The organism is Mesorhizobium sp. L-8-3 (assembly GCF_016756615.1).
In the GTDB taxonomy this organism is placed as follows: Bacteria; Pseudomonadota; Alphaproteobacteria; order Rhizobiales; family Rhizobiaceae.
This window is the reverse complement of record NZ_AP023262.1, coordinates 5,091,189-5,117,584: the sequence shown is the minus strand read 5'-3', so window position 1 is coordinate 5,117,584 and position 26,396 is coordinate 5,091,189. Positions and strand designations below refer to the sequence as shown.

Below are 26,396 nucleotides of genomic sequence, written 5' to 3'. Positions count from 1 at the left end.
CCAATCAAGAAATGACCGCCTCACCTTCCTTTCTCGGCTTTCCCGATCGCCTCGCGGAAGGCCGCATGCCCCGTGCGGTGATCTTCGGAGCCGGTCACGGCAGCACTTATCCCGGCAAGGACAGCAGTGGCTATGCCTTGGCCGCCGACGCTATCCGCGCCGCGAGCCAGATCGATGCCGCGCTCGTCGAGCACTGGGATTTCGATCTCGGCGGCCCGCTGTTCGACGGCAAGCCGGTCTGCTGCGTCGACGCCGGCGACATCCCGACCACCATGCATGACAATGCCGGCAACCGGGCCCGGATCGCGGCGAAGACGCGCGAGGTCCTGGCATTGGCGGCCGTACCGATCCTGCTCGGCGGCGACGATTCCGTGCCCATTCCCTTCCTCGCCGGCTTTGCGGATCACGGCCCGGTCTGGGTCCTGCAGATCGATGCCCATATAGACTGGCGCGACGAGTTGCATGGCGAACGCTACGGCTATTCGAACCCGATGCGCCGAGCGAGCGAGATGCCACATGTCGCCGGCATCGTGCAGGTCGGCATCCGTGGCGTGGGCAGCGCACGTCTCACTGAAATCGAAGCGGCGCGGCACTATGGCGCCCGCTTCGTGACCGCCCGCGAGGTTCACGCCCAGGGCGTCGAAGCCGCTCTCCGGCATATTCCGAAAGGAGCGCGGATCGTCGTCACCCTCGACTGCGACGGCCTCGATCCCGGCATCATGCCGGGCGTGGCTGGGCGTACGCCCGGCGGCCTCACCTACACGCAGGTGATCGACCTGATCGCGGGCCTCGGCAGGCGGGCCAGGATCACAGGATTCGACCTTGTCGAACTCTATCCTCCCGCCGACATTGACGGCCTGTCGGCCCTGACCGCCGCGCGCCTTCTCGTCAATGTGATCGGCACCATCGTCAGGCAGGTTTGAAACCCGGCCGCCTCTCGCTTTCAGGCTCTCAGAGCTATAGCCGGAAGTTGGCTGGTCGTGCTTGCGCAATCCCAACCAGCTGACGCCCCGATCGTCGGCTCTGGTCGGCACCAGGAAGGCGCGTCACTGTCGCACTTTGCCGCGCCCTACCCTCTGGTCGGCGCGTCATTCCGGAAGACCCGCCTTGCGGAAGCCATCGACGAAATGCTCGAGCGTCGCAGCGTCGCGGAACGGCTCCGTCGAGGCCCAGTGGCGGGTCGTGAAATGCGGGTTGGCGACCAAAAAAAGTTCGACCTCTGCGCGCGCCTCGTCGAGCCGGCCCAGTTGGGCAAGGCTTGCCGCCAGGAAACGGCGTGAGCTCGTACGATAAGTCTCGTCCTTGCGCAGTGTCTCGACGGCAGCCTCGTATTCGCCGGCCGCATATTGCGCCTGGCCGAGCGTCAGATAGTACCAACTTGCCGGAAACGGGTTCAGCCGGAACGCCTTGCGACTGTGCTCGAGGCCCTCCTCGACCCGCCCGGCAAGGACCGCAATGTCGGATAACGCCGCCCAGGTGTCGGCCTCGTTCGGGTCGAGTTCGATCGCCCTGGCGAATTCCGCATCCGCCTCGGCGAAGCTGCGCTCATAGGCAAGCAGATACGCCAGGACCCAGCGGCTACCTGCATCGTTGGGATCGATCGCAACGGCTTTGCGCGCCAGTTCCAAGGCAACCCTGCGGCTGGATTCGGCCGGTCCGCCGCTATGCACCCATCCCATCCAGTGGTTCATGGCGAGCCAGCGATGGGCCTCGGCATATCCCGGATCGAGCGAAACCGCACGCGTGAGCATCAGATGCGCTTCCCGGGCCGTCTGCGGCGTATCATCCATCAGCTTGCGCGCCCGCACGCAGAGATCATAGGCCTCGATATTTTTGGGCCGGTTGCGCGGCGGCGGTGTGCGCAGCCGTCCGAGCAACGCCTCCACGATCTTGCCCGTGACCTCGTCCTGAACGGCAAAGATATCCTCCAGGCTGCGATCGAAACGTTCCGCCCAGAGATGATCGCCACTCGCTGCGTCGACCAGTTGGGCATTGATGCGCACGCGCCCCGCGGCGCGTCGTGCGTTGCCCTGCAGCAGGTAGCGTACGCCGAGTTCCTCAGCGATTCCGCGCACGTCCATCGCCTTTCCCTTGTAGGCGAAGGCCGAGTTGCGCGCGATGACGAACAGGCCTGACCTGGAGAGGTCGGTGATCAGGTCTTCGGTCAACCCATCCACGAACGATTCCTGCTCGGGATCGTTGCCGACATTGACGAAGGGCAGCACGGCTATCGATGGTTTGTCCGGCAGCGGCAAATGCTTTCGCTTCGCGCCACCGAGCGTTTCCGTTGCCCCCGTGAAGCGGTAGCCGACGCGCGGAACCGTGGCGATCCATTCACCGCCGTCGGCGGCCGGACCTAGCAGCTTTCGCAGCGCCGCAATCTGGACGGTGAGGTTGCCTTCCTCCACTGCCGTGCCCGGCCACGCCGCGTCCATCAGCTCGACCTTGGCCAGGATCTCGCCGGATCGTCCGACGAGCGCCGCAAGCAGCTTCAGCCCGCGATAGCCGACGGCAACGGGGACATCGTTCCGAAGGAGCGTTCCGGCACCCGGATCGAGCACGAACGGACCAAAGGCAAAGCGCGATCCCTGCATGCGGCGCATCTATAGCCGGTTTGGAAGTTTTTGGAACTATTCGGGCGAGCTTAATGACGCCGCCGTTCGTATCCCGCAGCTTCTGTCCGAGCGAGGGGCTGCCCCAGCACCCTCAAACCATATGGAGGTTGCCATGAACGATACCCTCGCGTCGGCCCCGCACCAGGCAGCGCGGCCGGGAGCGCCCGTGGGACCGGCGGAAGTGTCGCGTCGGCACCTGGCAACCCTGCGAAGCATTATCGCGACCTGGGAAGAGCGGAAACGCTTTCGCTGGGACCTCGAGCAGATGTCGCGGGCCAATCCCCATTTGATCGACGATATCGGCCTGACGAGACGGCAGGTCGAGGCGGAGATCGCCAAGCCCTTCTGGCAGGCATGAGGCGGCCAATGATACGGGATCGCCAGTTTCCGCGCGCCGTGGTGGTTCGCCGGCTCTTGCCGGAATTTGGCGGCGCGAAGTCTGCCGAAAGCGCGACGCGAGAGAATCGGATGCCATGGGCCGCGATGGCGGGCATCATCGCGACCGTCACGGTGTTCGCCGTGGCACAGGGGCTGACCTATCCGCTGCTCAGTTTCATCCTGGAGCGGCAGGGAATGACATCAGGCCTGATCGGTTTGTCGGCGGCGATGACGCCGCTGGGTTTCGTCGTATCCGCGCCCCTCATTCCGGCGCTGGCGCGGCGAGTGGGCGGGACGCGGCTTGCGATCCTGTGTTCGATCCTGGCCGCGCTCACCCTGATCGCGATTGCCCTGATGCAGGACGTCTGGGCCTGGATGCCGCTCCGCTTCCTGCTCGGTTTCTTCGCCAACCCGCTTTACGTTATCAGCGAAACCTGGCTGATCTCGATCGCGCCCGCGTCACGCCGGGGCCGCATCATGGGCCTCTATTCGTCGGTCGTTTCGGGCGGCGTCGCCATCGGCCCGCTGTCGCTCGGCCTGGTCGGCACGCAGGGTTGGCCGCCCTTCATGATCGGCATCGTGTCCTTCCTTCTTTGCGGCCTGATCGTGCTTGCGGTCGTACCGCGCCTGCCTGGCATGCCGCATGAAGGCGGGGCAACATCGGTCGTCGGCTTCTTCGCACTGGCGCCGCTCCTCTTGTTCGCGGTTTTTGCAGCAGCCGCCTTCGAGCAGGTCCTGCTTTCCTTGTTCGCTGTCTATGGCGCCGCGCTCGGCAGCGCCGAGGAGCGTATGGCTTCGCTTATCGGCAGTTTCATCGCAGGCAATGCCGCGCTGCAGATTCTGCTCGGGCGCCTGGCCGAACAGTCTGGCTCGACGCGGACGATGTTATTCTGTGTCCTGGCTTCGCTGGCCGGCTGCCTGCTGCTGCCGTCGATCTTCAACACCTGGCTCGTCTGGCCGGTCGTTTTCGTCTGGGGCGGGGTCTCGTTCGGGATCTACACCATGTCGCTGATCCAGCTCGGCGAGCGTTTCACCGGTCAAGCCTTGGTCGCCGGTACAGCGGCCTTCGCGTTCGTATGGGGCACCGGCGGCATCGTGGGCTCGCCCGCGACGGGACTGGCGATGCAACTGATCGGACATCAGGGGCTGCCATCATTCCTTGGCCTGCTGTGCTGCGTACTGGCGGTGTTTCTGTTGGCGAAGAGACGGCGGTTCTGATCGAGGCGCTTGCCCCGTGCCGCGTCGAAATGCGTGCGGCCGCGCCTGCTTCCATCTGAACCGCCGTTGCTGACGGGACCAGCCCACCGTTCCCCTTCAGACGAGCAGGTGACCGGCCTGGCGCAAAAGCGTGCGGGTCTTTTCCGCGTCCGTCGTCTTCACCAGAAGATGGTCGCCATCGAAGGTCGACACGACGAACACGCCGACGCCGTTCGAGGACAACGGCTCGATCACCGACAAGATGATGCCGGTCTCGCCGAATCCGAACGGCCCCTGAAGCTTGAAGCACGACCAGCCGTCATCGAACTTGACGCCATCGGGCACACGCTCACGCTGGCACACGACGGATAGTTCGTCATCGGTGCGGCTTATGCTGACGAACCCGTCGCCATCGGCCCACAATGGGACTGGAAGGGTGATTTTCCAGACGCGAAACCGCGTATTCTCCCGGGAGTTGCCTAAGAGTGATGCTCATGCCCGGAAGGATCGCATCCTCCACAAATCGTTGCAATGGGCCCTTGGAGCCCAAGCGGTGCTGGGACGGTCGATGTAGTATCAGCCCCAGGTCAGCGGGTCGAGCCGGAGAGAGAAGGCAAGTCGTTCGTTGTCCGGTCTCGCGATCCCCAGAGTGTCGAACAGGATTGAAAAAGCCTGCTCGGCCTGAGCCTTTATCGTCCAGTTCCCCCCGGCATTCGCAACCATCAAGGCCAGATCGGCATAGCGGTCCCCTCCTCCGAGTCGCCCGAGATCGATCATGCCCGTGCATCGGAGGTTCGCACGAGAAACCATGAAGTTCGGCATGCAGGGATCGCCATGACGGACGACGCGGTCGGCGACTTCCCGATCGAGCCGGACCGGGAGTTCGCGTTCAATACGGGCCAGCAGCTCGAGCGCGGGCTTGCCCGCGCACAGCATCGACGACGCGGCCGGTATAGATCGTGTTTCAGTGAATGATGATGTCGGTGACGACCAGGTTGAGGGCCGACGCACATTGATTTCGTCTCGGCCCGGCTGCGGGGCCTTCCCCGTAGATGCCGACGCCGTGGCACATCACGACCTCTTTCCGGCGTTGCGGCCTCAGTTCCCAAGGGGGATCTCGACAGCTTCTGATTGCGTGGTATCCGGACGAGATGCCCGGATACCATCTTGCAATCACGCGAGAACATTCTCGACGGGCGTCGCAATCTCTCGGAAATAATCGATCCGACCATCGCTTTCGTGGGCGAGGATCCAAGTCTGGCCAATGACTTCGCGGTTGCGCACGGGATAAAGGAACTGCTGACGAAAACTCGAAAGCGTCCAACCGTTGCCGAGCTCCTGCGTGTCAAGAGAGAGGATGCGTGTCCCGCCCTCGAACACTTCGCTCGCCAGGCGCTGAAGGACCGCGTGGAATTCGGCGCGGCCGAGGCAGCGCTGCCAAGAGACATCCACGTCGTCACCACGATAGTGCTCGATCCGAAGATCGAAATCATCTGTCGTTACCGCATCCATACTCTCCAGGTCGCCGCGCTCGAATGCGCGCAGCAGGTTATCGATTGCAGGCATACAAGGTTCCTTTCCTTCTGGCCGCCACTGCGGGGCAGAAGGGGTTTACCTCAGCCTGACGTATCGATAAAATATGCTATTGCTATCATATGACCATAAAATCGTTATGTTAGACCTGCGTGCGATCACCTACTTCGTCGCCACCTATGAAGAGGGCAGCATCACCGCCGCCTCCACGCGTTGCCATATCGCGCAACCGTCGATCACAAATGCGTTGCAGTCGCTGGAGGGCAGGCTCGGATGCCGCCTGTTCGAACGTAACCGCCGTGGCTGCACGCCCACGCCGGAAGGCGAGCGTCTTTATCGCCGCAGTGTTGATCTGCTCGCGCATGCCCGGGCTATCGAGCGTGAGATCAACTCGGCCAATGACCACACGATTCTGAAACTCCATCTGCAGCCGGACATTATTCTTGCCGCAGTCCGTCCGTTGCTCGACTTCCTATGTCGGCGTCGTCCCGGCTTGCGTATCTCGTTTTGCGCAAGCGAGGGTGAGGCGGACATGTCGATTGTCGCGATCGGAGTTGGACAATCGCGTAGAGGCTTCAACGAGTTGTGGCGCGAAGACTACGTCCTCGCTGTACCAGCGTCGCACCCATTGCGGTTCAGCAAGGAGATCGGATTGGACGCGTTTGACGGCCTGGATCTGATCGACCGACCGCATTGCATACGCTATCGGTGGTTTCGGGATAGTCTCACGGCCGCGGGAGCAGAACCGGCGATCGTCGCGCAGGCAAATTCGGAAGAAACGGTTCTCGCGTTGCTTCAAATGGGATTGGGCGCGGCAATTCTGCCCGAACGCCATCTGCCCACCAACATTGCGGATATGGCCGTAATTCGCTTCGCGCCTGAGATAGCCCAGTTTCGAATTGTCGGCGTCGTTTTCAATGGCAAGACAGTGTCCAACATCCTCCGCTTGACCGTCGAGGAACTCAGGGCTTCAGTTGTCTGAAGCCAGGCCGTGTGGACGGATCAAGCCAAGATGAAGCCGGCGGTGAGAGCGACCAGGGATGCGAAGTCTCGCTTCGTCTTCTCGCAGCGTTGGGCGTGGCGCTTGAAGCGCTTGAGTTTGCAGACAGGCGTGCTCGGCTTCTCCACCTTCTCGCTCGACACCATCGGCCTCCGGGAGCGCGGACAAGGGCTGATGGCGGCGATTTACGCGGCCGCGTCGCTCGCTCTTTCGCTCCTCGGTCTCGTCGCCGGCCTCATGCTCGTTCGCTCGCTCACCCAGGGGCACGCCGCATGAGCAAGCCCGGTATCATTTCGCAGCCTCGCTCGAAGGCTCTCCCCGCCGTTCTCTCAGGCCAAGACGGGCTATTTTCTCGTTGAGGGTGCGGTGGGGAATCCCGAGGCTTGCCGCCGCCTTGGCCGTATTGCCGTCGCTGTCCTCGATCGCCCGGCGGATCAGGTCGCCTTCGAAGTCGGCCAACTGCTCGGGCAGGGTCAGGGGATCGTCGGTCGGCTCGGCTTCCCCGCTTGATATGGCCCCATCAAGCCCCAGGGCGAAGCGCTCGGCGCGCGCCTTGAGCTCCCGGATGTTGCCGCGCCATTCCTCCTGCCGCAGCCTCGCCACGAGATCGGCGGACATACTTCGCTCGGCGCGACCATAGCGATGGGCGGCGAGCGAGGCGAAGTGACCGAAGAGCAGGCCGATATCGTCCTTGCGCTGCCTAAGCGGCGGAATGCGCACATCGACGGTCGCAAGCCGGTAGAACAGATCCTCGCGGAACCGTCCCGCGGCGATTTCGCCAGATAGGTCGCTCTTGGCTGCGGCGACGACGCGCACATCGACCGGCCGCAGGCGGTTTTCGCCGAGCCGCTCGATCACGCGTTCCTGCAGCACACGCAGGATTTTCGCCTGCAGTCCCACGGGCATCGACTCGATCTCGTCGAGGAAGATGGTTCCGCCGTCGGCATGCTCAAACTTGCCCTGCCGGTCGGAGAGCGCGCCGGTGAAGGCGCCTTTCGCATGGCCGAAGACCTCACTCTCGAAGATGCTCTCCGGCAAGGCGGCACAGTTGATCGCGACGAAAGGTCCGGCATGGCGGCGGCCTTGCCGATGCAGGGCCTGCGCGACGAGTTCCTTGCCGGAGCCGGTCTCGCCGATGACCAGGACGTCGATGTCGAGATCCGCCAGCATCTCCACGCGGCTGCGAAGATCGCGCATGGCCGGGCTGTCGCCGATGATCTCCGAGCCGCCGCTCCCCTCATGGACCAGGCCCTGAAGGCGGGCGATCTCCTGCTTCATCCGGCGCTTCTCGATAGCCTTGTCGAGCAGCGAAAGCAGATGCTCGGCATCATAGGGCTTCTCGATGAAGTCCTCCGCTCCCTGTTTCATCGCCTTGACCGCCAGCGTAACATCGCCGTGGCCTGTCATCAGGATGACCGGCACATCGCTGCGGATCTTGATGATGGAGTTCAGAAGCGTCATGCCGTCTATGCCCGGCATGCGGATGTCGCTCACCACGACATCCGGCTCGTCGCGCATCAGTTGCTGATAGGCTTCTTCGGGCCGATGGAAGGCGGAAACGGCAAACCCGCTGACCTCCAGCCAGTTGGTTGCCGCCTTCAGGAGATCGCGGTCGTCGTCGACAAGGAGAATATGTCCGCGGCTCATTGTGCTGCCTCGAGTGGACGTGCGGAGCGTTTGCCCACCGGCATGGAAACCGTGGCCATCGTACCGCCGCCAGGAGCCTCCGCAAAGGTTATCTCGCCGCCGAATTCCTGCACGATGGCAGTCGCGATGGAAAGGCCGAGGCCGAGCCCCTCGCCTGTCAGCTTGGTGGTGAAGAACGGTTCGGCGACACGATCACGGTGTTCCGGTGCGATGCCGGTCCCGTTGTCGATCACCGTGACGTTCACTCGCCCGGCCTCCGTGGTCCGCCGGACGGTGACCGAAGGTGCCTGCCTGCCCTCGACCGCATCGAGCGCATTCAAGATCAGGTTGAGCATCACCTGCTCGAGCTTCACTGCGACGGCAACGACGACCGGTGCTATCCCCGGCGTATCGATGGTCGGCACGACGCCGAGGGTCTTGGCCCGGGGCGCGGCGAGATCGAGCGCGTTGCGGATAACGACGTCGATATCGACCGCTTCGAGATCGGACGCCCCCTTCCGGCCGAAGGTCTTCAGGTGCTTGACAGTTCGCTGCATGCGCTTGACCAGGGCTCGCGCGTCGAGGAGCATCGCGCCGACCTTTCCCGCCTCCTCCTTCTCGGCCAGCACGCCGGCCGTCGCCAGCGTCGCCTCAAGCGCCGCGAGCGGCTGACTGACCTCATGCACGATTGCTGTCGACATCCGCCCAAGGGCTGCCATCTTCTCGGAATGGATGAGCCCTTCCTGTGCGCGGCGAAGCTCGTCCTCCGTCCGCTTGCGCATGTCGATCTCGCGGGCGAGGTCCCGCGTGCGCTCGGCGACCTTCCGCTCCAGGATGTCGCCCTGGCGCAGCCGCATCCGGATGATGAGCGCGCGCTGATGGAGGAAGTATAGCGTGCTGGTCGAAACGAGGCCGGCGATCAGCGCCGCAAGCGCCCAGAAGCCGGCGATCTTGCCGGTGTCCCGCATGCTCGTTGCCACCAGCACCGGCCAACCGTCCGGCTCGACCACGGAGAACTTCGCCAGGAGTTGCTGCCCGCCCTCCTCCACCTGAATCGCCGGTGCGTCCGCTTCGCCCGCGGGCGGGATGACGCCCGAAGGCAGGATCGGTTTCGTCGCGGCGAGATTGGCGCCCTCGTAAGTTCGCTCCTTCGAGAGCCGTTCGACGGCCTCGCCGGAAAGCGCTGTCAGCGGCCGGTATTTCCAATCCGGGTTGCCGGAGAGAAAGACGATACCCCAACGGTCGGCAATCGCCGTCTGGACGCCCGCGGCCTCCCAGGTCAATTCGAGCGGCAGCAGATCAGCCTTGACGACGGCGACGATCGGCGGATGACCGGATACGTCTATCCGCGAGGTGAGAAAATAGCCGGGCTTCCCGGTTGTGACGCCGATCGCGTAGTAGCGCCCCTCTCCCGTGCGAAGCGCGTCCTGGAAATAGGGGCGGAAGCCGTAGTCGTGACCGACGAAACTTTCGCTCGTCGCGAAATTGCTCGCGGCAAGCGCGATGCCGCGGTCGTCGAGGACGTAGAGCTCGGCTGCGCCGGCCTGTTTCACCACGGTCCGGAGATAACGGTTCGCGGCCTCAAGAACGGCCGGGCTGCGTTCGCCTTCGGCAAGAGCGCGTATGCGGGCATCCTCGCCGAGAATCAGAGGCAGATAACGGAAGCGCTCGATCTCGGTCTCGATTGCCCTATTCGTCAGGACGAGGCTTCGCTGAAGCTGCCCCTCCAGGGCGCCGATTGCCGCGACGCTTGCGAGGTGGTAGGCGACGAATGGCGCAATGCTGGTCACGACCAGCATCAGGACCGTCATCCTGCCGATGTTGCGCGCCATTGTCGGGCCGACTTGCCTTGGAATTGTCCGTTGCATCGAATGTAGCGCCTCCTGTCTGAAGGGAGAACACGAGACGCGCAAGATCCTTACGGCCGTTGCCTGTCACAGTGCTGCAGGACGACCGGCTGCTGTTCCCGCCCTCCGAGCTCACGGCATTCATCGGCATCGCAGAGCGTCCAGCCGGAGGCGGTTGCGCCAGAGGCTGCAAGGACCAGCTCGGGAAGCGGCGGAAGACGCGGGGTCCAGACCCACCAGTCGCCCTCGCGGCAGGCGTCTTCGCCAGGCTCCATGCCCGCACCCGAACCTTGGACGCGCGCCTCCTCAAGGACAAAGCCCTGTGACGTGGAAACCCAACGCTCCTGCCACCGGCTCTTCTCGACCCAATGCGTCCAGGCGAGCGTGAAGACGGCGGCGGCAAAGGCGACAGCCTTGCCGCCGGCAACAATGCAGACCAGGGCGGTCACGCGGCTTCCGGCACCGGCTTGCCGCTCCCCGAGCGCGCCCGGCACCAGATCAGCAATGCGAACAGGGCCGCAAGCGCGAAGCCGATCTCGTCCGTCAAGGGCAGTGCCGCCAATAGAGTGAAGGCGGCCGCGGCGGCGAGCACCCGCTCGACAACCGAGAGCCGGACAGCGACGAAGCCGATCACCGCCGCCCCCCACAGACCGATGGCAAGACCTGTCTTGACGACAATGTATGCGACGGCGGCCGGATAGCCGACGGCCGCAGCCATGGAGCCGCCGTCCTGGAGCATGAGTGCCGGTGAATAGACGGCCATGAAGGGGATGACGAAGCCGGCCGCCGCCACTTTGATCGCCTGGATCGAGATCCTGAGCCCGCTTTCGCGGGCGATCGGCGCAGCGGCGAAACAGGCGAGCGCCACCGGCGGCGTCAGGTCCGCGAGAATGCCGAAGTAGAACACGAACATGTGGCTGACGATGAGCGGTACGCCGAGCTCCAGAAGGGCGGGTCCGGCGATCGACGACGTGATGATGTAGTTGGGAATTGTCGGGATGCCCATGCCGAGGACGAGGCAGGTCACCATCGTCAGGAGCAGCGACAGGAAGAGGCTTTTGCCGCCGACGGAGACGATGAACTGGCCAAAGGTGTTGGCAGCACCCGTCAACGTCATCGTGCCGATGATCACGCCGACGAGGGCGCAGGCAATCGCCACCGGCAAGGCCGTCTTGGCGCCTTCGGCAAGCGCGTCCCGGCAGATCATGAGGGTTGCACGGCCGCCCTTCGAGAGCGCGTTGACGCCGATCAGGAGCGCCAGTGCGCCGATGACCACGCCGATGCCGAAGCGGAAGAAGGAAGCCGCCACCAGGCCGAGGCCGATCCAGAAGATGACCCGGATGACGCCGCCCGGAAGACCGAGCGCGACCGAACTGCCGAGAATGAGCAGGGTCGTGAAGGCAAGCCCGACCGTGCCCGCGAAAAGCGGCGTATAGCCCGAGAACAGGAGCCAGACGAGCGCCGCCAGGGGAAGGACCAGGTACCATTGTTCGGCGATCGCCGCCCCTGCCGAGGGCAACTCGCCCTTGGGCAGGCCGAGCAGCCCGTGCTTGCCGGCTTCCAGATGCACCATCCAGAAGGCGGAAGCGAAATAGAGCACGGCCGGGATGATCGCCGCCTTGACGATCTCGTGGTATTCGACGCCGAGCGTTTCGGCCATGATGAAGGCGACGGCGCCCATCACCGGCGGCATGATCTGCCCGCCCATGGAGGCCGTGGCCTCGACGCCGCCCGCAAAGGCCGGCCGGTAGCCGAACCGTTTCATCAACGGAATCGTGAACTGGCCGGTGGTGACGACATTCGCCACGCCGGATCCCGAGATGGTGCCCATAAGGCCGGACGAGATGATCGCCACCTTGGCCGCGCCGCCGCGTCGGTTGCCGACGAAGCTCAGAGAGACATCGTTGAAGAGCCGGATCATGCCGGCCTTCTCCAGGAAGGCGCCAAAGAGGATGAAGAGGAAGATATAGGTCGACGACACGAAGGTCGGGATGCCGTAGATGCCCTCGGTCCCGTAGGCCATGTGATCGATCACCTGGGCGAAGCCATAGCCGCGATGATCGAGCGGCGCCGGCAGGTATTCGCCGAACAGGCAATAACCGAGGAACAGGCCGGAAATGATCGGCAGCGCCGGTCCCATGATCGCCCAGGCGGCGGCGAAGACGACGCCGATAGCGACGACGCCGACGGCGATGTCGCGCGGCAGGGGATCGCCCGCACGCATGAGCAGGGCCGTATAATCATAACACTGGTAGAAGGCGACCGCCGCGCCGAGCAAGGCAAGCGCCCAGGCAAAGGTCTTCGCAAGCCCGCCCCGCCCGGCGAGCGCCGCCAGCAAGGGGAACACAAGCACCGTGACGAAGCCGACGTGAACCGCACGCACGAGCTGACTCGGCAGGTCGACCAAGTGCGCGGCCGTGGCGATCTGGAAAATTGAGAAGGCAAGCGCGATCGCAAACAGGATCCGGCCGTCCCAGGTCTTCGGAAAGGCCTGGGTCAGCGCGTCGTGCCCATGCAGCGCCGCGCCGGCGGCCTGGTTCTGGTCTTTGGTATTGTCGAGCATGGATTCCTCCCGAAAATCCGAGCTGCGGGCGGCGTCGCTGGACGCAGACGCCGCCCATCGCGGTTAGAGCAGGCCTTTTTCCTTGTAGAAGCGTTCCGCGCCGGGATGGAGCGGAACGGGCATGCCCGAAAGCGCATCCTCGATGCGGATATTCGCCGCGGCCTTGTGGGCAGCCTCCAGAGCCGGCAGGTTCTCGAAGAGCTGCTTGGTCATCTGATAGGCCGTTTCATCCGAAACGTCGGAATGGGTGATGAGGAAGTTGACGACCGCCACCGTCTTCACGTCGCTGTCCTGCCCCTGGTAGGTGCCAGCCGGCACGGTCGCGGCGACATAGGGCGCGCCGAGCTTGACGGCGATCTCATCGGGGATCGTGACCATCTGCACCTCGACCGAGGTTGCGAGATCCTTGAAAGACGAAACGCCGAGGCCGGCCGACTGCAGTGTCGCGTCGAGCTGCCGGTTCTTCATCAGTTCGACCGACTCGGCAAAGGGCAGGTATTCGATCTTGCCGAGATCGTCGTAGCTCATGCCGGCGACGGCGAAGATGGCGCGCGCGTTCAGTTCGGTGCCGGACTTCGGCGCGCCGACGGAAAGGCTCTTGTCCTTGAAGTCGGCGAGAGTCGTGATGCCGGATTCCTTCGACGCCATGATCTGGATGTAGTTCGGATAGATGGCGGCAATGCCGCGCAGCTTATCGAGCGGCGCCCGGAAGCCGGCTTCCGTGTTGCCGTCCCAGGCGAGCTTGACGGAGTCGCCGAGCGCGAAGGCGAGTTCGCCCCGCCCCTGCTGCAACAGGTTGAGATTCTCGACCGAAGCCTTCGTCGCCTGAACCTGCGTGCGTGCACCCTCGATCTTCTCGCCGTAGATCTTGGAAAGAGCGACGCCGAGCGGGTAGTAGACGCCCGACGTGCCGCCTGTCAGGATGTTGATGAACTCGTCCGCCCTCGCCGATGCCGCGGAAAGGACGATGGACGTGCTGGCGATTGCCGCGATGGCGGCGCGTTTCAGTATGTGATTCACAGAGATTCCTCCCATTCATGCATGATCGACGCGGCCTTCCTTCCGGAACGGATTCGCGTGATGCCCACCCAGCAAGAGACGGGCCAACTCTAAGTGATTGTTTTCAAATGAACGGAGGGAAAGCTGCGCATGACGGTCGGCGGAATCTTGCCGATCGTCCGGCCGTCTTCGGCAAAAACTTGCCCGGCACGTCCCCTTTTACCGGATCACCGAGCCGGTCGCGGGCCGGTCGGCAACACTGCCCCGTGGGACGCGGCGACCCCACCGCCGGCAAGGCTCCGGCGAAAGGCGCTTGGAGACAGGCCGAGCCTCTGGCGAAACGCGGTGGCGAGATGCGCGTGCGAGGAAAAGCCGGTCGCAAAGGCGACGGCGCTCAGATCTTCGGCGCAGGCGGCGATCAGCGCGCGGGCCAGCCGTCGGTCGACGATATAGGCATGAGGGGGCGGGCTAGGCGCTGCGGGATCGACAGCAGCATGTGCACATGGTCGCGATTGATGGACCCGGCATGAATGACCACCCCGTGCGCGCCGTCTCGCGCAGAAGCGCCCGGCACCGGTTGCCCACCTCCAAGCGCCGCGTAGCGATACTTCGTCACCCAGACAGCTGATATTTGCAGTCCCAGACCGTGTGGTCGCCGTGCTTGTACGCTTCCATCCGGCCAATCTACAACGGAAACGGCACCATCCCAGCCGCCTAAAGGCGTGGGGTTTCCTGATCCCCTATCGGGGACTCTAAAAAAACGACGGCCAGCCGTGCACCCGGAATGACCCTTCACTGCTTGAGGTCGCAAGCAACAGATCCGGTTTGAACCGGAAATCACAGAAGGCCTTTGGCGGCTAATGTTGTTCTGGTCGCGTCGTTGAGATCGTAATCTCTCATCTGCTCCGGCCGCACCCAGGCATGGTCCTCGAACTCGTCGTTCAGACGGACATCGCGGTTGCCGGCCTGGCAGTCGAAGATGAGGTAGATCATATAGATCTCCTCCATCGATCCATCCGCATAGGTCTTCTTCCGGATGTCGTCCCTGAACGTCCAAGGGACGACCTTCTCTATTCGAAGCCCCTCGCCCAGCTCTTCGCGGATTTCGCGAAACAGGGCCGCCTCGACTGTCTCGCCCGGTTCGAGGCCGCCACCAGAAAGCGCCCATTGTCCTGGAAATACGCCCCGGTCGCGCGGCATCTTGCACAGGAGGTAGGCGCCCTCGTTCTGAATGACCGGGCACACGATGACCCTCTGTCTCAATGTTCTTGTCCTTCTGACGGCCCGCTTCCCCGCGACACGAAGGCAGGACGGGATTACTGCCGCAGATCCTGGATGCCGAGTTCCTCCCACATCCATTCGAAACTGTATGTCGCCATGGGGTCGGAAGGATCGGGTCGTCTGGCGTTCTGGTTCTCGAGATATTTGAGCCAGTCGGCAACCTGCCTGCGGCCGCTTGGCGTCTTCACGGCCTGACGGGGCGTCTTGTTGCCCAGCATTTCGACAGGCTCGTCGAGCGTTTCGCGATAGTGCCGGTCCAGGAACTGGTGGACGACATCTTCTTCGATCTCAGGCGGAATGGCGGGTGTTTTTGGTTGCGGATTGCCGGCGGGCCTCTCCGCCATCATCTGCGCGACGGTTCGAATCTCCGTGAGCGGAGTGCGGACGAGATCTCCGAGAGCCTCCCGGACGATGGCCGTCCCTTTGGCAGCTCGCGCCGACGAATTGGTGGACAGATGCAGCGAGCGGTCCTTCAACTCCAGATAGCCCAGGACACACAGACCGCTGTCTATCGCGGTGTCGAGACGCACTCCTTCACCGAGCCTTGTTTCGGTCTGACTTGCTGGTTCGTCCTCCAGCCAATTCCAGAAATTCGCATTCTCCCTCGACAATGCTGGTATGGCATCCAGCCGACCAGCCACGTCCTTCTGCGTCACGCCGGCAGCGAACGGAAAGCGGACGTCGTGAAACTCGATTTCGTCGCCGTCCGAATTTTCAACGGTAGGGTCGGTCAGGACGCGATCGAGTGTGTCCGTCAGCCATGTGAGGGAGAACATCGATGCGGCTGCCCGCAGGTCCTCATCCTCTATGACGGGCAGCTTCTTGCTGTTCCTTTTGCCGAACGCGCGTCGCAAGCTGTCCAACAGAATATCGGTGGCCGTAGGCGTGAAATGTAACAGACCTCCGGCAAGAACGTTCTTCCCCATGACGGGTACGATCCTGGCCGCGAGCTTGTCCCATTGTTTCAAGGATTTGGTTGCCGATCTCTCGCTGACGGCGATCCGCTCGCCGCCTCGAATGAGGTCGCGTGCCATGAAAGCTTGCCCCGGAACCACGTCGCTGACTTCGTAAAGGCTCATGACCGAAGAGCGGAGCGATTTCATATAGGCCTTCGATTGCGCTTTCCTTCCAGCCGCGGCGCTTCAGATATTCATCGACGATATTAACTCCGGCAACGTCGAAATCCTGGGTGAGGAAATCTTCGAAGGCGCATCCCCAGATCGCCGCGGCCCAGTCCTCGCCAAGGATTTCCGCGAGATCCTCGGCCTCGATCTCACTGACGTCAAGAACCGGCCCGAGATGCTCGTCCAGTATCTCGTCGAAGCATTCGCTCCATTCCTCGCGGCGGAGGAATTTCATCAATCCATCGAGATCATGGCTGGTGGACATGGCGTTTCCCCAGGTTCTGGCGGTTCTCGGCGAGGATGCGCGCAACGGTCGCTTCGACGGTGCTTCGTATTGTGGTCATTTCCGCGCCGGACAGACAAGACGCTCCCGGAGATTTTCGTGCGTTTCTTTGCGCCGAGCTTTCCACGGCGATCCATGAACGGAGCTTGTCCGGGAAAGCCCGCGAAAGAAGTGGGCGCGCTTTCCCAAGTGGTCGAGACGCAGACAACCGACCCATCGGTGACGATGCGTAGACGTGACCGGTCCGTCTCACCCGGGGACGACCTACGTTTCCCGAGGAAGCTGTCAGCCGACGGCCGCGAGGTCGGCGACAGTCGCCCCCGCGGCAGCCAGCAGTGCCCTGGGCTCGGCGGCGAACACCGCATCATGGGCGCCCGCCGCGGCCCATACGCGGTCGAAGCCCAGCAGCGTCTCGTCGGCAAAGGCGGGGATCGCGATCAGATGACCGATCGGCGAGACCCCGCCGATGGCGAAGCCCGTCAGGTCGCGGATATGGCGCGGATCGCCGCGCTTGAGCGGCTCGCCGGCGAGCGAGCCAGCCTTGGCGATATCGAGCTGCCGCGCGCCTGAAACGAGGAAGAGATAGAGCTTGCCGCTCTGCTCTCCCTGGAAAACCAGCGACTTGACGATCTGCGCGACAGTCGAGCCGCATTGGGCGGCTGCTTCTTCCGCTGTCCGGGTCGAGGCGCCCATACGGCGGATCTCGATGTCCAGGCCGGCGTCGCGCGCGGCCTCGCTCACACGCTCGACGCTGCCCGATTTCGCCTGTTTCCGGCGCCCGCCGTCATTTCCGTCATTCACAAGGCAGCTCCAAAACCATGCCGTCATAGGCCGGCTCGACATGGTCGGGCGTATCCGCGCGCACCGTTTCGTAGTCGAGCGGTATATGCATATGCGTGAGCACGGCCTTCTTCGGGCCGAGACGGTCGATCCATTCCAGCGATTCGGCAAGGGACAGATGGCTCGGATGCGGCCGGTATTGCAGCGCATCGATGACCAGCAGGTCGAGGCCCTTCAGCCGTTCGGCCGTGGTCGGGGGAAAATTGCTGACATCGGGACAATAGGCCAGGCCACCGACGCGAAAACCCAGCGAGATGATATCGCCATGGATCTGCGGCAACGGCTCCAGCACGAGCGCGCCGCCGGCGCCTGCGATCACCACCGGTTCGTCATGGTCGATCGGATTGGCGCGCAGGATCGGCGGATAGGCGCTGCCGGCCGGAGTCTCGAAGCAATAGCCGAAAGCCTCGAACAGGCGATGCGAGGTCGGCCCGTCGGCATAGACGTCCATCAGCCGGCGCTGTTCGAGCACATAGCCCCGCAGGTCGTCGATGCCGTGGATATGGTCGGCATGGGCGTGCGTGTAGACGGCAGCGTCGAGGTTCCTGACACCCGCCATCAGCATCTGCTCGCGGAAATCGGGACCGGTGTCGATGACGATGCGCGTCACGCCTCCCGACGCCGAAACGCGTTCGAGCAGCGCAGACGCCCGTGTGCGACGGTTCCTGGGGTTGGCCGGATCGCACCGCCCCCAGTCGCCCGTGATGCGCGGCGTCCCCGGCGACGAGCCGCAGCCGAGGATGGTGAGGCGGAGGCGGTCGGCGACCATGTTCAGGCGCCTTGTTCCGCAGGGCGCGGCATCTTGTTGAACAGGCGGAAGAAATTGTCGGTGGTGAGACGGGCGATCTCGCCGCTGTCGACGCCGATCGTGTCGGCGAGAACGCCGGCCGTGTGGGCGACGAAGGCCGGCTCGTTGCGCTTCCCCCGGAAAGGCATGGGCGCCAGGTAGGGAGCGTCCGTCTCGACCAGCAGCCGGTCGCGCGGCACGGTCTTCGCCACGGCCCGCAATTCCTCCGACTTGCGGAAGGTCAGGATGCCGGAGAAGGACACATAGCCGCCGAGCCTCACGCCGGCTTCTGCGAGCTTCCGGCCGGACGAGAAGCAGTGCAGCACGAAGGGAAACGCCCCCTTCCCCGTCTCCTGCTCCAGGATCGCGATCATGTCGTCGTCGGCATCGCGCGAATGGATGACGAGCGGCAGCCCGGTCTCCCTTGCCGCCGCGATGTGCACACGCAGCCCCTTGGCCTGCGCATCGCGCGGCGCACGATCGTAGAAATAGTCGAGGCCGGCCTCGCCGATCGCCACGACCTTCGGATGCTCAGCAAGGCGGATCAGTTCGTCGGTGGTAACGTCGGCCTCCTCGCCGGCATTGTGCGGATGCGTGCCGACGGAGCAATAGACCGGCTCATGTTGTTCGGCGATCGCGCGGATCGCCGGAAAGCGCCGCACCCTCGTCGAAATGGTGACCATGCGGCCCACACCCGCCTCGGCAGCGCGCGCGATGATGGCGTCGCGCTCGCTGTCGAAATCGGGGAAGTCGAGGTGGCAATGACTGTCGACGAGCATGCTTTCTCAGGCCTGTTCCGGCCGCTCCACATAGCGGGGGAACACGCCCTCGGGCGTCGGCAGCGCCGTCCCCGGCGTCAGCGCATGGGCGTCCGAGACATGGGCGAAGTCGCGTTTCCCCGCCGGCACGGCGAGCAGGTCGAGCAGCTTCGCCGCCGAGCCCGGGACGAAGGGCTGGCACAATATGGCCAGCCGCCGCACGAGTTCGGCCGTCGTGTAGAGCACCGACGCCATGCGCGCCGGGTCGGTCTTCTTCAGCGCCCACGGCTCCTGGCCCGCGAAATAGCGATCGCCTTCGGCGACGACGGAGAAGATTCCCGCCAGCGCCAGATGGATGCCCTGCTCCGCCATCGCTTTGCGGGCAGCGACGAGCGCCGCCCCGGTCTGTTCGAGGATCGCCCGGTCGGCATCGGTGACGGCTCCGCGCTCCGGCACGACGCCGCCGCAGTTCTTGGCGATCATCGACAGCGAGCGCTGGGCCAGATTGCCGATGCCGTTGGCAAGGTCGGCGTTTGTCCGGTTGACGATCGCCTCATGGCTGTAGTTTCCGTCCTGGCCGAACGGCACCTCCCGGAGCATGAAATAGCGCACCTGGTCGAGCCCGTAGTGGTCGACCAGGGCGAAGGGATCGATGACGTTGCCGACCGACTTCGACATCTTCTCGCCGCGGTTGAAGACGAAGCCATGGCCGAACACGCGCTTCGGCAACTCGATGCCCGCGGACATCAGGAATGCCGGCCAATAGACGGCGTGGAATCGCACGATGTCCTTGCCGATGACATGTATGTCGGCCGGCCAGTAGCGCCAGCGCTCGGCCTTCTCGTCGGGGTAACCGACGCCGGTGATGTAGTTGGTCAGCGCATCCACCCAGACATACATCACATGCTTCTCGTCGCCTGGAACCGGCACGCCCCAGTCGAACGTCGTGCGCGACATCGACAGGTCCTTCAGGCCTGATTTGACGAAGCTGATCACCTCGTTGCGACGTTCCGCGGGACGGATGAAGCCGGGATGCTTCTCATAGAGCTCAAGCAGCCGGTCGCCATAGGCCGAGAGCCGGAAGAAGTAACTCTCCTCCTCCACCCACTCCACAGGCGTGCCCTGTGGGCCGCAGCGCACGCCGTCGTCGCGCAGCTCCGTCTCCTCCTCGCCGTAATAGGCCTCGTCGCGCACCGAATACCAGCCGGCATAGCCGCCCTTGTAGATGTCGCCATTGGCCGCCATCGCCTTCCAGATCGCTTGGCTGGCGGCATAGTGGCGTTCTTCCGTCGTGCGGATGAAGTCGTCGTTGGAGATATCGAGCACGCCGGCCATGCGCTTGAACTCGGCGGCGTTGCGCGTCGCGAGCTCGCGCGGCGTGAGGCCTTCCTTGCGGGCCGTCTGCACCATTTTCATGCCGTGCTCGTCCGTGCCGGTCAGGAAGAACACGTCCTTGCCGTCATGGCGCTGGAAGCGCGCGAGCGCATCGGTAGCGATCATCTCATAGGCGTGGCCGATATGCGGCTTGCCGTTCGGATAGGAAATAGCGGTCGTGATATAGAATTTTTCGCGTGACATGTGTGAAGCCGTTGGCAGGGCGGTCAATCGATCGGGCGGGAGATAGCGCATCGGGACGGCCATAGCCATCCCGCGCCGGAAGCGGCGTCACATTCGGAGCGTGTCGTGCAGGCGAAAGATCATGTTCAGCGCGTGTTGTTTCCGGTCGAGATTGTAAGTGTCGGCCTCGCTCATCGCAATGCGCAAATCCTGCCAGGCCTGCGAAAATCTCTCCGCCCGCTCGATTTCCCCATCCCGCGCGGCGGCGGTGGCCGCCGTCGCGACCACTTCCAGGGTGTGGTCGTTGAACAGCGAGAAGGCAATGGCCTGGTCGCGCGCAGCCACCGCTTCGGCAAGCTTGTGCGCCTGCGCGACCGGAACTCTCGGCTCGCGCAACAACTGGTCGAGCGCGCCGGCGATCTCCAGCCCGCCATACTGGGTGAGGAGAATCGCGGTGCGCGGGCTGCCGGACGCGTTGGCCAGGAGCTCGGTTCGCTCGGTCTCCGAAGCCGGCAGGCCCGTATCGAAGCCGCCGAGCACCGCCAGCACCTCGTTGTCGGCAAGCGGGTTGAACCTCACGATCTGGCAGCGCGAGCGGATGGTCGGCAGCAGTCGTCCGAGCGAATGGGCGATGAGCACGAAAAGCGTGCGCGCCGGCGGCTCTTCTAGATTCTTCAGCAAGGCGTTGGCGGCATTGGTGTTCATGTCGTCGGCCGGATCGACGATGACGACGCGGTAGCCGCCGTCATGCGAGGTCAGCGACAGGAAGCGGCTCACCTTGCGGATCTCGTCCACGGTCACCGCGCTCTTGTAGCTCTTGGTCTTGTCGTTGAGCGGCCGCGTCAGGTGCAGGATCGACGGATGTGCGCCGTTGGCGATCTGCCGGAATAGGGACGAAGAGACGTCCGGCGAGACCAGCCGCTTTGGCGCAAGGCGGTGGTCGACATGGCTGAGCAGATGATAGGCGAAGTGGAAGGCGAACGTCGCCTTGCCGATGCCCTGCGGGCCGACGAAGAGCAAGGCATGCGGAAGCTTGCCGGCGTGATAGGCCGACGCCAGCGCGTCGCGCGCCTCGTGGTGGCCGACGAGCACCGGGTTCTCCGCGGGTTCGGGGATGCCGTCCAGCGTGTCATGCTGTTCCGGAGCTATCCGTTCGAACATCAGGCCTCCACCGCCGCCTTGCCCTCGCCCTGCGCCTCCAGCCTGGCGAATACCGTCGCAGCGACAGCCGCCTCCACCTCGTCCGCGCTTCCGCCGGCGTCGATCACCACGCAGCGCTCCGGCTCGGCCTCGGCGATCGCGAGATAGGCGTCGCGCCGCTTGCGGTGCACATCGAGCGTCTCCTTCTCGTACCGGTCGACCTCCCCCTGCCCGCGCCGCGCCGCGGCACGCTTCAGCCCATCTTCCGGATCAAGGTCGAGGATCAATGTCAGATCCGGCATCATGCCGTTGATCGCCACCGCTTCCAGCCTGGCCATGAAGGCCTGGTCGAGGTCGTTGGAGGCGCCCTGATAGACCCGTGAGGAGTCGAGGAACCGGTCGCAGAGCACGATCGCGCCGTTGCCGACCGCAGGCCGGATCACCTGCTCGACATGGTCCGAGCGAGCGGCCGCAAACAAGAACGCTTCCATGATCGGACCGAAGGCCTCGGCAGCGCCCGACAACAGCACATGGCGCACGGCCTCGGCCCCGGGCGAGCCGCCCGGCTCGCGAGTGACCAGCACCGCATGGCCGCAGCCGCGCAGCCTCTCGGCGAGCCGTGCGATCTGGGTGGACTTGCCGGCCCCTTCCCCGCCCTCGAAAGTAATGAAGAAACCTCGCGCCAAGGCGGCCTTCCCGTTCATGCCGGTCGGCTTCCGCCGCGTGGGCGGTAGCCAGCTTCGATGCGGAGCGGCCCGCTCGTGACGGGGCGCCCTTCCGATCGTGGTGTCTTAGTTGGATGAGGCCAAAAGGTCCACGGTCGATCTGATCGCACACCGTCGAGGCGACGATCGGAGCGCGCCCCGACGGCGCGCCACCCTACCGAATCCAACCAATGGCCAGTTCGGCGATCGCATCGAGGGCGCGCCGATGGAGCGACCCCAGCCCCACCGCTTCGGCCGTATAGAGCGGCGTTTCCTGGCTGAGACTGTCGCCGATCCAGACTTTCAGCGAGCCGACCCGGACGCCCGGCCCGACGGGCGCCGCAAGCGGGCCCTCATAGACGATGCGCGCAATGATCTTGTCGCGGTTCGCGATCGGCACCAGGATCGCGACAGGCCCCCTGGCCTTGAGCGGCACCGTGGATTTCTCGCCGCCATAGACCTGCGCCTCGCCGACCACCTCGCCATCATCGAATATCTGATTGCGCTCGAAGGCGTCGATGCCCCAATCGAGCAGTTTGCGGGCTTCCTCGGCGCGTTCACGATCGCTGCTCATGCCGCTCATGGCCGCGAAGACGCGGCGGCCGCCGCGGCTGACCGCGCCAACGATCGCGTAGCCCGACTCTTCCGTATAGCCGGTCTTCAGACCGTCGGCGCCGATGTCCATGGCCAGCAGCGGGTTGCGGTTGCGCTGAAAGATCTTGTTCCAGGTAAAATCCCGCTGGGAATAGTATCTGTAATATTCCGGATAGGTGCTCCAGATGTGGAGGGCGAGTTGCGTCAGCTCGCGAACCGTCACCACCTGGCCCTCCGCCGGCAGACCCGTGGAATTCTTGAACACCGAGGTCTTCAGGCCGAGGGTCCGCGCTCGCTCGGTCATCATGGCGGCGAAGTTCTCCTCCGAGCCGGCCATGCCCTCCGCGATGATGATGCAGCCGTCATTGGCCGACTGCACGATCACGCCCTGGATCAGATCCTCCAGCCTGACCGACGATTTCAGCGCCGCGAACATCGTGGAGGTGCCGGACGGAGCGCCGCCCGTGCGCCACGCATGCTCGCTGACGACAAAGCTGTCTTCGAGTTTGTAACGCCCCGACTTCAGCGCATCGAACGTGACTTCCATCGTCATCAGCTTGGCAAGGGAGGCTGGCGGTATCGGCTTGTCGGGGTCCTTGGAAAACAGGATGGTGCCTGTGTCGGCATCGATCATGAAGGCCTGGGTGGCGCGCGTCTCGAAGAGCTGCGCCCTGACCGGCGCGAGGAGCAGAAGCGACACGAGAAGAACAGCCAGCGCCCGGGACGCGACGATCCTGAAGAATGCCATGCGAAGTCGTGTCCTGCCCGTCGATAGACTGATAGCCCGCGCCATGTCAGGCTGGCAAGCGTGACGCGCGGATCAACGTCTTGTGGCGACGGCTCCCAGGCTTGGTCCGACGCCGGCGAGATGGTTGCCCGGATCCCGGGCCAGGGCTCGGATCAGTTGCGGATCGTCATCGCATCCGGGGCCCCGTTGGCCCATGCCGCCTCGAGCAGATCGTCTAGCGACGCCCGGCCGTCGGCATAGAGGTTGACCGTATACCAGGCGCGGCCATCGAGCTCCGACGTCTCCAGCGAAGCGCGACCATGGGCCGAGAGGGCCTTCGTCAACCTGTCCGCTTCGCCCTGGGATGCGAAGGTGCCGACCGCGACATAGGCCGCATGCCTGCCCTCGCCAGCCGCTGCACCGCTCTGCATCTTCCACGACGCAACGATCCGGTCGTTCGATGGGCCGCTGCCATCGAGCCTTGCAAATGCCTGGCTCGCCGCCTTCACCCGTTCGTCGGCATAGGACATCACGGCGAAGGCGACCTGCGTCTGCGGCTCGGCCGCGGCATCGTACGGCCGCTCGGGCGCGATCGGGCCATGATCCGGCAAGGCGAGGCCGATAGCGGCGGGCTCCTGGAGCGCGGCCAGCGCCTGCTGCGGCGCGGCGTCGGTCAGCGTTCCGGGGAAGGCCGCCGTCGAGCCGCCCGCGCCGCTTGGCGTCGTGCCGTTCATCGCGATCATGACGCCGGTCGGCAGGCCGTCGGACGGATCAGGCGCCTTGTTGCCGGGCCGGTAGGAAGCCATGAGGTACCGCTCGTCCTGGCCGTCGAGCGGAGCACGGCCGACATATTCGACCTTCACCTTGGCGATGCCGGCATGGTTGTAGTCGAGCATCTCGGCGGCGCGCCGGGAAAGATCGATGATGCGGCCGCTGTGATAGGGCCCGCGATCGTTGACGCGCACGATGACCGAGCTGCCGTTCTTCATGTTGGTGACGCGGGCATAGCTCGGCAGCGGCATGGTCGGATGGGCCGCCGTCAGGTGGGTCTGGTCGTAGATCTCGCCATTGGCCGTCAGCCTTCCGTGGAAGGCGTCGCCGTACCAGGAGGCGCCGCCGACCTTCTTGTAACTCTTGTCTTCCTTGGGATAGTACCAGACGCCGCGCACCTTGTATGGCCGGCCGAGCTGATCGCGGCCGCCGCCGCGTGGAAGGCGCGAGCGCTTGTCGGTCACGCGCGGGCTGGCCTTCACGCCATATTCGGTTTCGGAGAAGTACTCCTTGGAACGCTTGGTGTTGGTCATGCTCTTCGTCGTGGACGCAGCACAACCGGCCAGGAAGGCCGCGGAAACCGCAAATACGATGACAGACGAAGTGCGGTAGAAACGCCCGCGCGTCGATGGAATCATGCCGAAAACGTCCCCGGGCATTTCCCTTGGCGCAACCGCGAACGCGGTCCAACTCGAACACAAGCTCCTGCTGCTTGCGCTCACCCCATCTCTCTTGATGCGCAGGAATTGTTTAGCAGCCTATTAATCGACTATGGCGGGAAACCGGCAAGAATGTGGCAAGTATCGCCGCAATTGCTCCAGCCTGCCCGCGGCGACGATCCGGCGGAGGGCGCCCGCTTTTCGGCTCGCCCGAATCCAGGCGTGAAACCCGGGCTGACTACTTCGCGGTCATGCGCATATGGGCAGACAAGGTCAGGAGCTTTTTCTTGATCTCCTCGAGGTCGGACAAGGCACGCTTGGTATTGCCTTGCTTGATTGCCCTTTCGCAATTGCCGAGTTCCCTTTCGACAATGCCCTGGATCTGGTTCGACAGGAAAACAGCGTCCAATGTTCATCCTTTCGATGAATCGCCTGCCTTTCCCCTTGAAAATAACGTATGACTGTCATGTCCTTCTGTCCATGCACTATCTGCTCTATCGCCTCTGAAGAGCATGGTTTTTGCTTCGATCCTACGTCTTGGGGCCGGCATATTTCATTCGATTCATCAAAAATCTCCAAAAACGACATGCAACGCGGCGACCAAAGCAGCCTGTTAGTTGCATAGGGCACTGCGCCCAAAGCCCCATGCGTCCCGGCGCGATTCGCCCTTCACCGCTCGGATTGCAGACAGATTGCGCGACGGACCGACGCCGACGGTTGACGAAGCAATCGGGCGGGCGCTAAAGCCGAGGCCACGAGGTGGCTCGAAGGCAGACGGACATCGAGCCGACTTTGCTTCGTGTCCATGCAGCACGCGGATGACACCTTGGAGGGATGGCCGAGCGGTTTAAGGCACCGGTCTTGAAAACCGGCGTGGGGGCGACCCCACCGTGGGTTCGAATCCCACTCCCTCCGCCACTTCAGTCCGCTTCTGGGCACGCCAGCAGCCGCCGACTGCCGCACTTGGCCAGCAGCAAGCGTCCTTAGCAGTTCCGTCTTCGATCCCATGATGCGGATCGCGTCGTCCGCGACTTCGACACGTTGCGCCAAGGCGCGCAGATGATCCCGCCGATAGCCCCCTTCGCTGCCCCGGATGCGCTCGCGGGCACGGCGGGCAAAGCCCAGGATCATCGTCGGGGTGATGGCGCTATGGCCGGGACTGTCGAGCAGCGCCTGTGCCCGGTCGGCATCGGCTCGCGCCTGATCGCGGATGACCTTGAGGCCGGCGATGCGCTCCTTGAGCGCCGGGTCGTCGAGATCGGCAACGCCGGCCTCTATGGCGTCGTAGAGGCGCTTGAGGCGCATGTCCGATTCGACCGCCCGCCGCTCCAGTTCGGCGATGTGCTGCCGGCGTCGGTCGGCCTGATCCTCACGGCGGCCGAGGACGGTCCCAAGCAGCTTCTCCAGCCGGTC

Annotated in this window: 25 protein-coding genes, 1 tRNA gene and 1 pseudogene; 6 read left to right on the top strand and 21 right to left on the bottom strand. The window is 64.2% G+C overall.

Annotated elements, in window-relative coordinates:
* Window positions 1–11 precede the first annotated feature (11 nt).
* On the top strand, window positions 12–923 hold the full coding sequence (locus JN302_RS23715) for an agmatinase (RefSeq protein WP_202329355.1): 912 nt from the start codon (window positions 12–14) through the stop codon (window positions 921–923).
* Between the two features lie 165 nt (window positions 924–1,088).
* Here JN302_RS23715 and JN302_RS23710 read toward each other — a convergent pair whose 3' ends face one another.
* Window positions 1,089–2,594, bottom strand: a complete 1,506-nt coding sequence (locus JN302_RS23710; protein ID WP_202329354.1) for a winged helix-turn-helix domain-containing tetratricopeptide repeat protein — start codon at window positions 2,592–2,594, stop codon at window positions 1,089–1,091.
* 133 nt (window positions 2,595–2,727) lie between these two features.
* Between JN302_RS23710 and JN302_RS23705 the strand changes: the two genes are divergently transcribed.
* Complete coding sequence (locus tag JN302_RS23705) at window positions 2,728–2,973, top strand: DUF1127 domain-containing protein (protein WP_244845851.1); 246 nt, start codon at window positions 2,728–2,730, stop codon at window positions 2,971–2,973.
* Between the two features lie 125 nt (window positions 2,974–3,098).
* Entirely contained in the window at window positions 3,099–4,211 is a 1,113-nt protein-coding gene (locus JN302_RS23700) for an MFS transporter (RefSeq protein ID WP_244846695.1), read from the top strand.
* Between the two features lie 96 nt (window positions 4,212–4,307).
* On the opposite strand, the gene JN302_RS40010 is transcribed toward JN302_RS23700, so the two are convergent.
* The 3 genes and pseudogenes from JN302_RS40010 to JN302_RS23685 all read right to left on the bottom strand — a co-directional run bounded on the left by JN302_RS40010 (window position 4,308) and on the right by JN302_RS23685 (window position 5,756).
* On the bottom strand, window positions 4,308–4,553 hold the full coding sequence (locus JN302_RS40010; protein WP_446720767.1) for an ACT domain-containing protein: 246 nt from the start codon (window positions 4,551–4,553) through the stop codon (window positions 4,308–4,310).
* A gap of 213 nt (window positions 4,554–4,766) precedes the next feature.
* A pseudogene (locus tag JN302_RS23690) lies at window positions 4,767–5,108 on the bottom strand (phosphotransferase); the annotation flags it as partial.
* A 255-nt stretch (window positions 5,109–5,363) separates the two neighbouring features.
* Window positions 5,364–5,756 (bottom strand): hypothetical protein, encoded by a 393-nt coding sequence (locus tag JN302_RS23685; protein WP_202329351.1) that lies wholly within the window; start codon window positions 5,754–5,756, stop codon window positions 5,364–5,366.
* Window positions 5,757–5,862: 106 nt separating this feature from the next.
* Here JN302_RS23685 and JN302_RS23680 point away from each other — a divergent pair, with 106 nt between their 5' ends.
* Both JN302_RS23680 and JN302_RS23675 read left to right on the top strand, forming a co-directional pair.
* Window positions 5,863–6,705 carry a LysR family transcriptional regulator gene (locus tag JN302_RS23680; RefSeq protein WP_202305767.1) on the top strand — a complete coding sequence of 281 codons (843 nt, stop codon included), beginning with the start codon at window positions 5,863–5,865 and terminating at the stop codon, window positions 6,703–6,705.
* Window positions 6,706–6,735: 30 nt separating this feature from the next.
* Window positions 6,736–6,999, top strand: coding sequence for a hypothetical protein (locus JN302_RS23675; RefSeq protein WP_342215858.1), 264 nt, complete (start codon window positions 6,736–6,738; stop codon window positions 6,997–6,999).
* 12 nt (window positions 7,000–7,011) lie between these two features.
* Here the strand turns inward: JN302_RS23675 and JN302_RS23670 are convergent, their stop codons facing one another.
* The 17 genes from JN302_RS23670 to JN302_RS23590 form a co-directional block, all read right to left on the bottom strand.
* On the bottom strand, window positions 7,012–8,370 hold the full coding sequence (locus JN302_RS23670; RefSeq protein WP_202329350.1) for a sigma-54-dependent transcriptional regulator: 1,359 nt from the start codon (window positions 8,368–8,370) through the stop codon (window positions 7,012–7,014).
* Entirely contained in the window at window positions 8,367–10,217 is a 1,851-nt protein-coding gene (locus tag JN302_RS23665; RefSeq protein WP_202329349.1) for an ATP-binding protein, read from the bottom strand. The genes JN302_RS23670 and JN302_RS23665 overlap by 4 nt, the downstream gene beginning before the upstream one ends.
* Window positions 10,218–10,267: 50 nt before the next feature.
* On the bottom strand, window positions 10,268–10,645 hold the full coding sequence (locus JN302_RS23660; RefSeq protein ID WP_202329348.1) for a DUF1850 domain-containing protein: 378 nt from the start codon (window positions 10,643–10,645) through the stop codon (window positions 10,268–10,270).
* Entirely contained in the window at window positions 10,642–12,759 is a 2,118-nt protein-coding gene (locus JN302_RS23655) for a TRAP transporter permease (protein ID WP_202329347.1), read from the bottom strand. The genes JN302_RS23660 and JN302_RS23655 overlap by 4 nt, the downstream gene beginning before the upstream one ends.
* Window positions 12,760–12,822: 63 nt before the next feature.
* Complete coding sequence (locus JN302_RS23650) at window positions 12,823–13,767, bottom strand: TAXI family TRAP transporter solute-binding subunit (RefSeq protein WP_202334420.1); 945 nt, start codon at window positions 13,765–13,767, stop codon at window positions 12,823–12,825.
* Between the two features lie 218 nt (window positions 13,768–13,985).
* A complete protein-coding gene (locus JN302_RS40005) occupies window positions 13,986–14,441 on the bottom strand; it encodes a helix-turn-helix domain-containing protein (protein ID WP_202329346.1) in 456 nt (151 codons plus the stop codon).
* 154 nt (window positions 14,442–14,595) lie between these two features.
* Window positions 14,596–15,021, bottom strand: coding sequence for a nucleoside triphosphatase NudI (gene nudI, locus JN302_RS23640; protein WP_244845849.1), 426 nt, complete (start codon window positions 15,019–15,021; stop codon window positions 14,596–14,598).
* A gap of 53 nt (window positions 15,022–15,074) precedes the next feature.
* Window positions 15,075–15,965 carry a hypothetical protein gene (locus tag JN302_RS23635; protein WP_244845847.1) on the bottom strand — a complete coding sequence of 297 codons (891 nt, stop codon included), beginning with the start codon at window positions 15,963–15,965 and terminating at the stop codon, window positions 15,075–15,077.
* 766 nt (window positions 15,966–16,731) lie between these two features.
* A complete protein-coding gene (locus JN302_RS23630) occupies window positions 16,732–17,247 on the bottom strand; it encodes a YbaK/EbsC family protein (RefSeq protein ID WP_244845845.1) in 516 nt (171 codons plus the stop codon).
* Window positions 17,240–18,055 carry an MBL fold metallo-hydrolase gene (locus JN302_RS23625; RefSeq protein WP_202329343.1) on the bottom strand — a complete coding sequence of 272 codons (816 nt, stop codon included), beginning with the start codon at window positions 18,053–18,055 and terminating at the stop codon, window positions 17,240–17,242. The genes JN302_RS23630 and JN302_RS23625 overlap by 8 nt, the downstream gene beginning before the upstream one ends.
* A gap of 2 nt (window positions 18,056–18,057) precedes the next feature.
* A complete protein-coding gene (locus JN302_RS23620; RefSeq protein WP_202305757.1) occupies window positions 18,058–18,852 on the bottom strand; it encodes a TatD family hydrolase in 795 nt (264 codons plus the stop codon).
* 6 nt (window positions 18,853–18,858) lie between these two features.
* The gene (metG, locus tag JN302_RS23615) at window positions 18,859–20,409 is read right to left on the bottom strand and encodes a methionine--tRNA ligase (protein ID WP_202305756.1); all 1,551 of its coding nucleotides are present in this window, start codon (window positions 20,407–20,409) and stop codon (window positions 18,859–18,861) included.
* A gap of 87 nt (window positions 20,410–20,496) precedes the next feature.
* Window positions 20,497–21,552, bottom strand: coding sequence for a DNA polymerase III subunit delta' (locus tag JN302_RS23610; protein WP_202334418.1), 1,056 nt, complete (start codon window positions 21,550–21,552; stop codon window positions 20,497–20,499).
* Window positions 21,549–22,214, bottom strand: a complete 666-nt coding sequence (tmk, locus tag JN302_RS23605) for a dTMP kinase (RefSeq protein WP_202314995.1) — start codon at window positions 22,212–22,214, stop codon at window positions 21,549–21,551. The genes JN302_RS23610 and tmk overlap by 4 nt, the downstream gene beginning before the upstream one ends.
* A gap of 193 nt (window positions 22,215–22,407) precedes the next feature.
* Complete coding sequence (locus JN302_RS23600) at window positions 22,408–23,574, bottom strand: D-alanyl-D-alanine carboxypeptidase family protein (RefSeq protein ID WP_202329342.1); 1,167 nt, start codon at window positions 23,572–23,574, stop codon at window positions 22,408–22,410.
* Window positions 23,575–23,726: 152 nt separating this feature from the next.
* Window positions 23,727–24,962: a septal ring lytic transglycosylase RlpA family protein gene (locus JN302_RS23595; protein ID WP_202329341.1), complete on the bottom strand. Its 1,236-nt coding sequence runs from the start codon at window positions 24,960–24,962 to the stop codon at window positions 23,727–23,729.
* Window positions 24,963–25,221: 259 nt separating this feature from the next.
* A complete protein-coding gene (locus tag JN302_RS23590; RefSeq protein ID WP_202329340.1) occupies window positions 25,222–25,392 on the bottom strand; it encodes a hypothetical protein in 171 nt (56 codons plus the stop codon).
* Between the two features lie 419 nt (window positions 25,393–25,811).
* Here JN302_RS23590 and JN302_RS23585 point away from each other — a divergent pair.
* Window positions 25,812–25,901, top strand: a tRNA-Ser gene (locus JN302_RS23585).
* Window positions 25,902–26,396: the final 495 nt, after the last annotated feature.

Excerpts from the sequence above, each read along its gene's own strand:
- JN302_RS23715 (WP_202329355.1), top strand. The coding sequence starts at position 12 with ATGACCGCCTCACCTTCCTTTCTCGGCTTTCCCGATCGCCTCGCGGAA.
- JN302_RS23710 (WP_202329354.1), bottom strand. The coding sequence starts at position 2,594 with ATGCAGGGATCGCGCTTTGCCTTTGGTCCGTTCGTGCTCGATCCGGGT.
- JN302_RS23705 (WP_244845851.1), top strand. The coding sequence starts at position 2,728 with ATGAACGATACCCTCGCGTCGGCCCCGCACCAGGCAGCGCGGCCGGGA.
- JN302_RS23700 (WP_244846695.1), top strand. The coding sequence starts at position 3,099 with ATGGCGGGCATCATCGCGACCGTCACGGTGTTCGCCGTGGCACAGGGG.
- JN302_RS23685 (WP_202329351.1), bottom strand. The coding sequence starts at position 5,756 with ATGCCTGCAATCGATAACCTGCTGCGCGCATTCGAGCGCGGCGACCTG.
- JN302_RS23680 (WP_202305767.1), top strand. The coding sequence starts at position 5,863 with ATGTTAGACCTGCGTGCGATCACCTACTTCGTCGCCACCTATGAAGAG.
- JN302_RS23675 (WP_342215858.1), top strand. The coding sequence starts at position 6,736 with ATGAAGCCGGCGGTGAGAGCGACCAGGGATGCGAAGTCTCGCTTCGTC.
- JN302_RS23670 (WP_202329350.1), bottom strand. The coding sequence starts at position 8,370 with ATGAGCCGCGGACATATTCTCCTTGTCGACGACGACCGCGATCTCCTG.
- JN302_RS23665 (WP_202329349.1), bottom strand. The coding sequence starts at position 10,217 with ATGCAACGGACAATTCCAAGGCAAGTCGGCCCGACAATGGCGCGCAAC.
- JN302_RS23655 (WP_202329347.1), bottom strand. The coding sequence starts at position 12,759 with ATGCTCGACAATACCAAAGACCAGAACCAGGCCGCCGGCGCGGCGCTG.
- JN302_RS23635 (WP_244845847.1), bottom strand. The coding sequence starts at position 15,965 with ATGGGGAAGAACGTTCTTGCCGGAGGTCTGTTACATTTCACGCCTACG.
- JN302_RS23625 (WP_202329343.1), bottom strand. The coding sequence starts at position 18,055 with ATGGTCGCCGACCGCCTCCGCCTCACCATCCTCGGCTGCGGCTCGTCG.
- JN302_RS23620 (WP_202305757.1), bottom strand. The coding sequence starts at position 18,852 with ATGCTCGTCGACAGTCATTGCCACCTCGACTTCCCCGATTTCGACAGC.
- metG (WP_202305756.1), bottom strand. The coding sequence starts at position 20,409 with ATGTCACGCGAAAAATTCTATATCACGACCGCTATTTCCTATCCGAAC.
- JN302_RS23600 (WP_202329342.1), bottom strand. The coding sequence starts at position 23,574 with ATGGCATTCTTCAGGATCGTCGCGTCCCGGGCGCTGGCTGTTCTTCTC.
- JN302_RS23595 (WP_202329341.1), bottom strand. The coding sequence starts at position 24,962 with ATGATTCCATCGACGCGCGGGCGTTTCTACCGCACTTCGTCTGTCATC.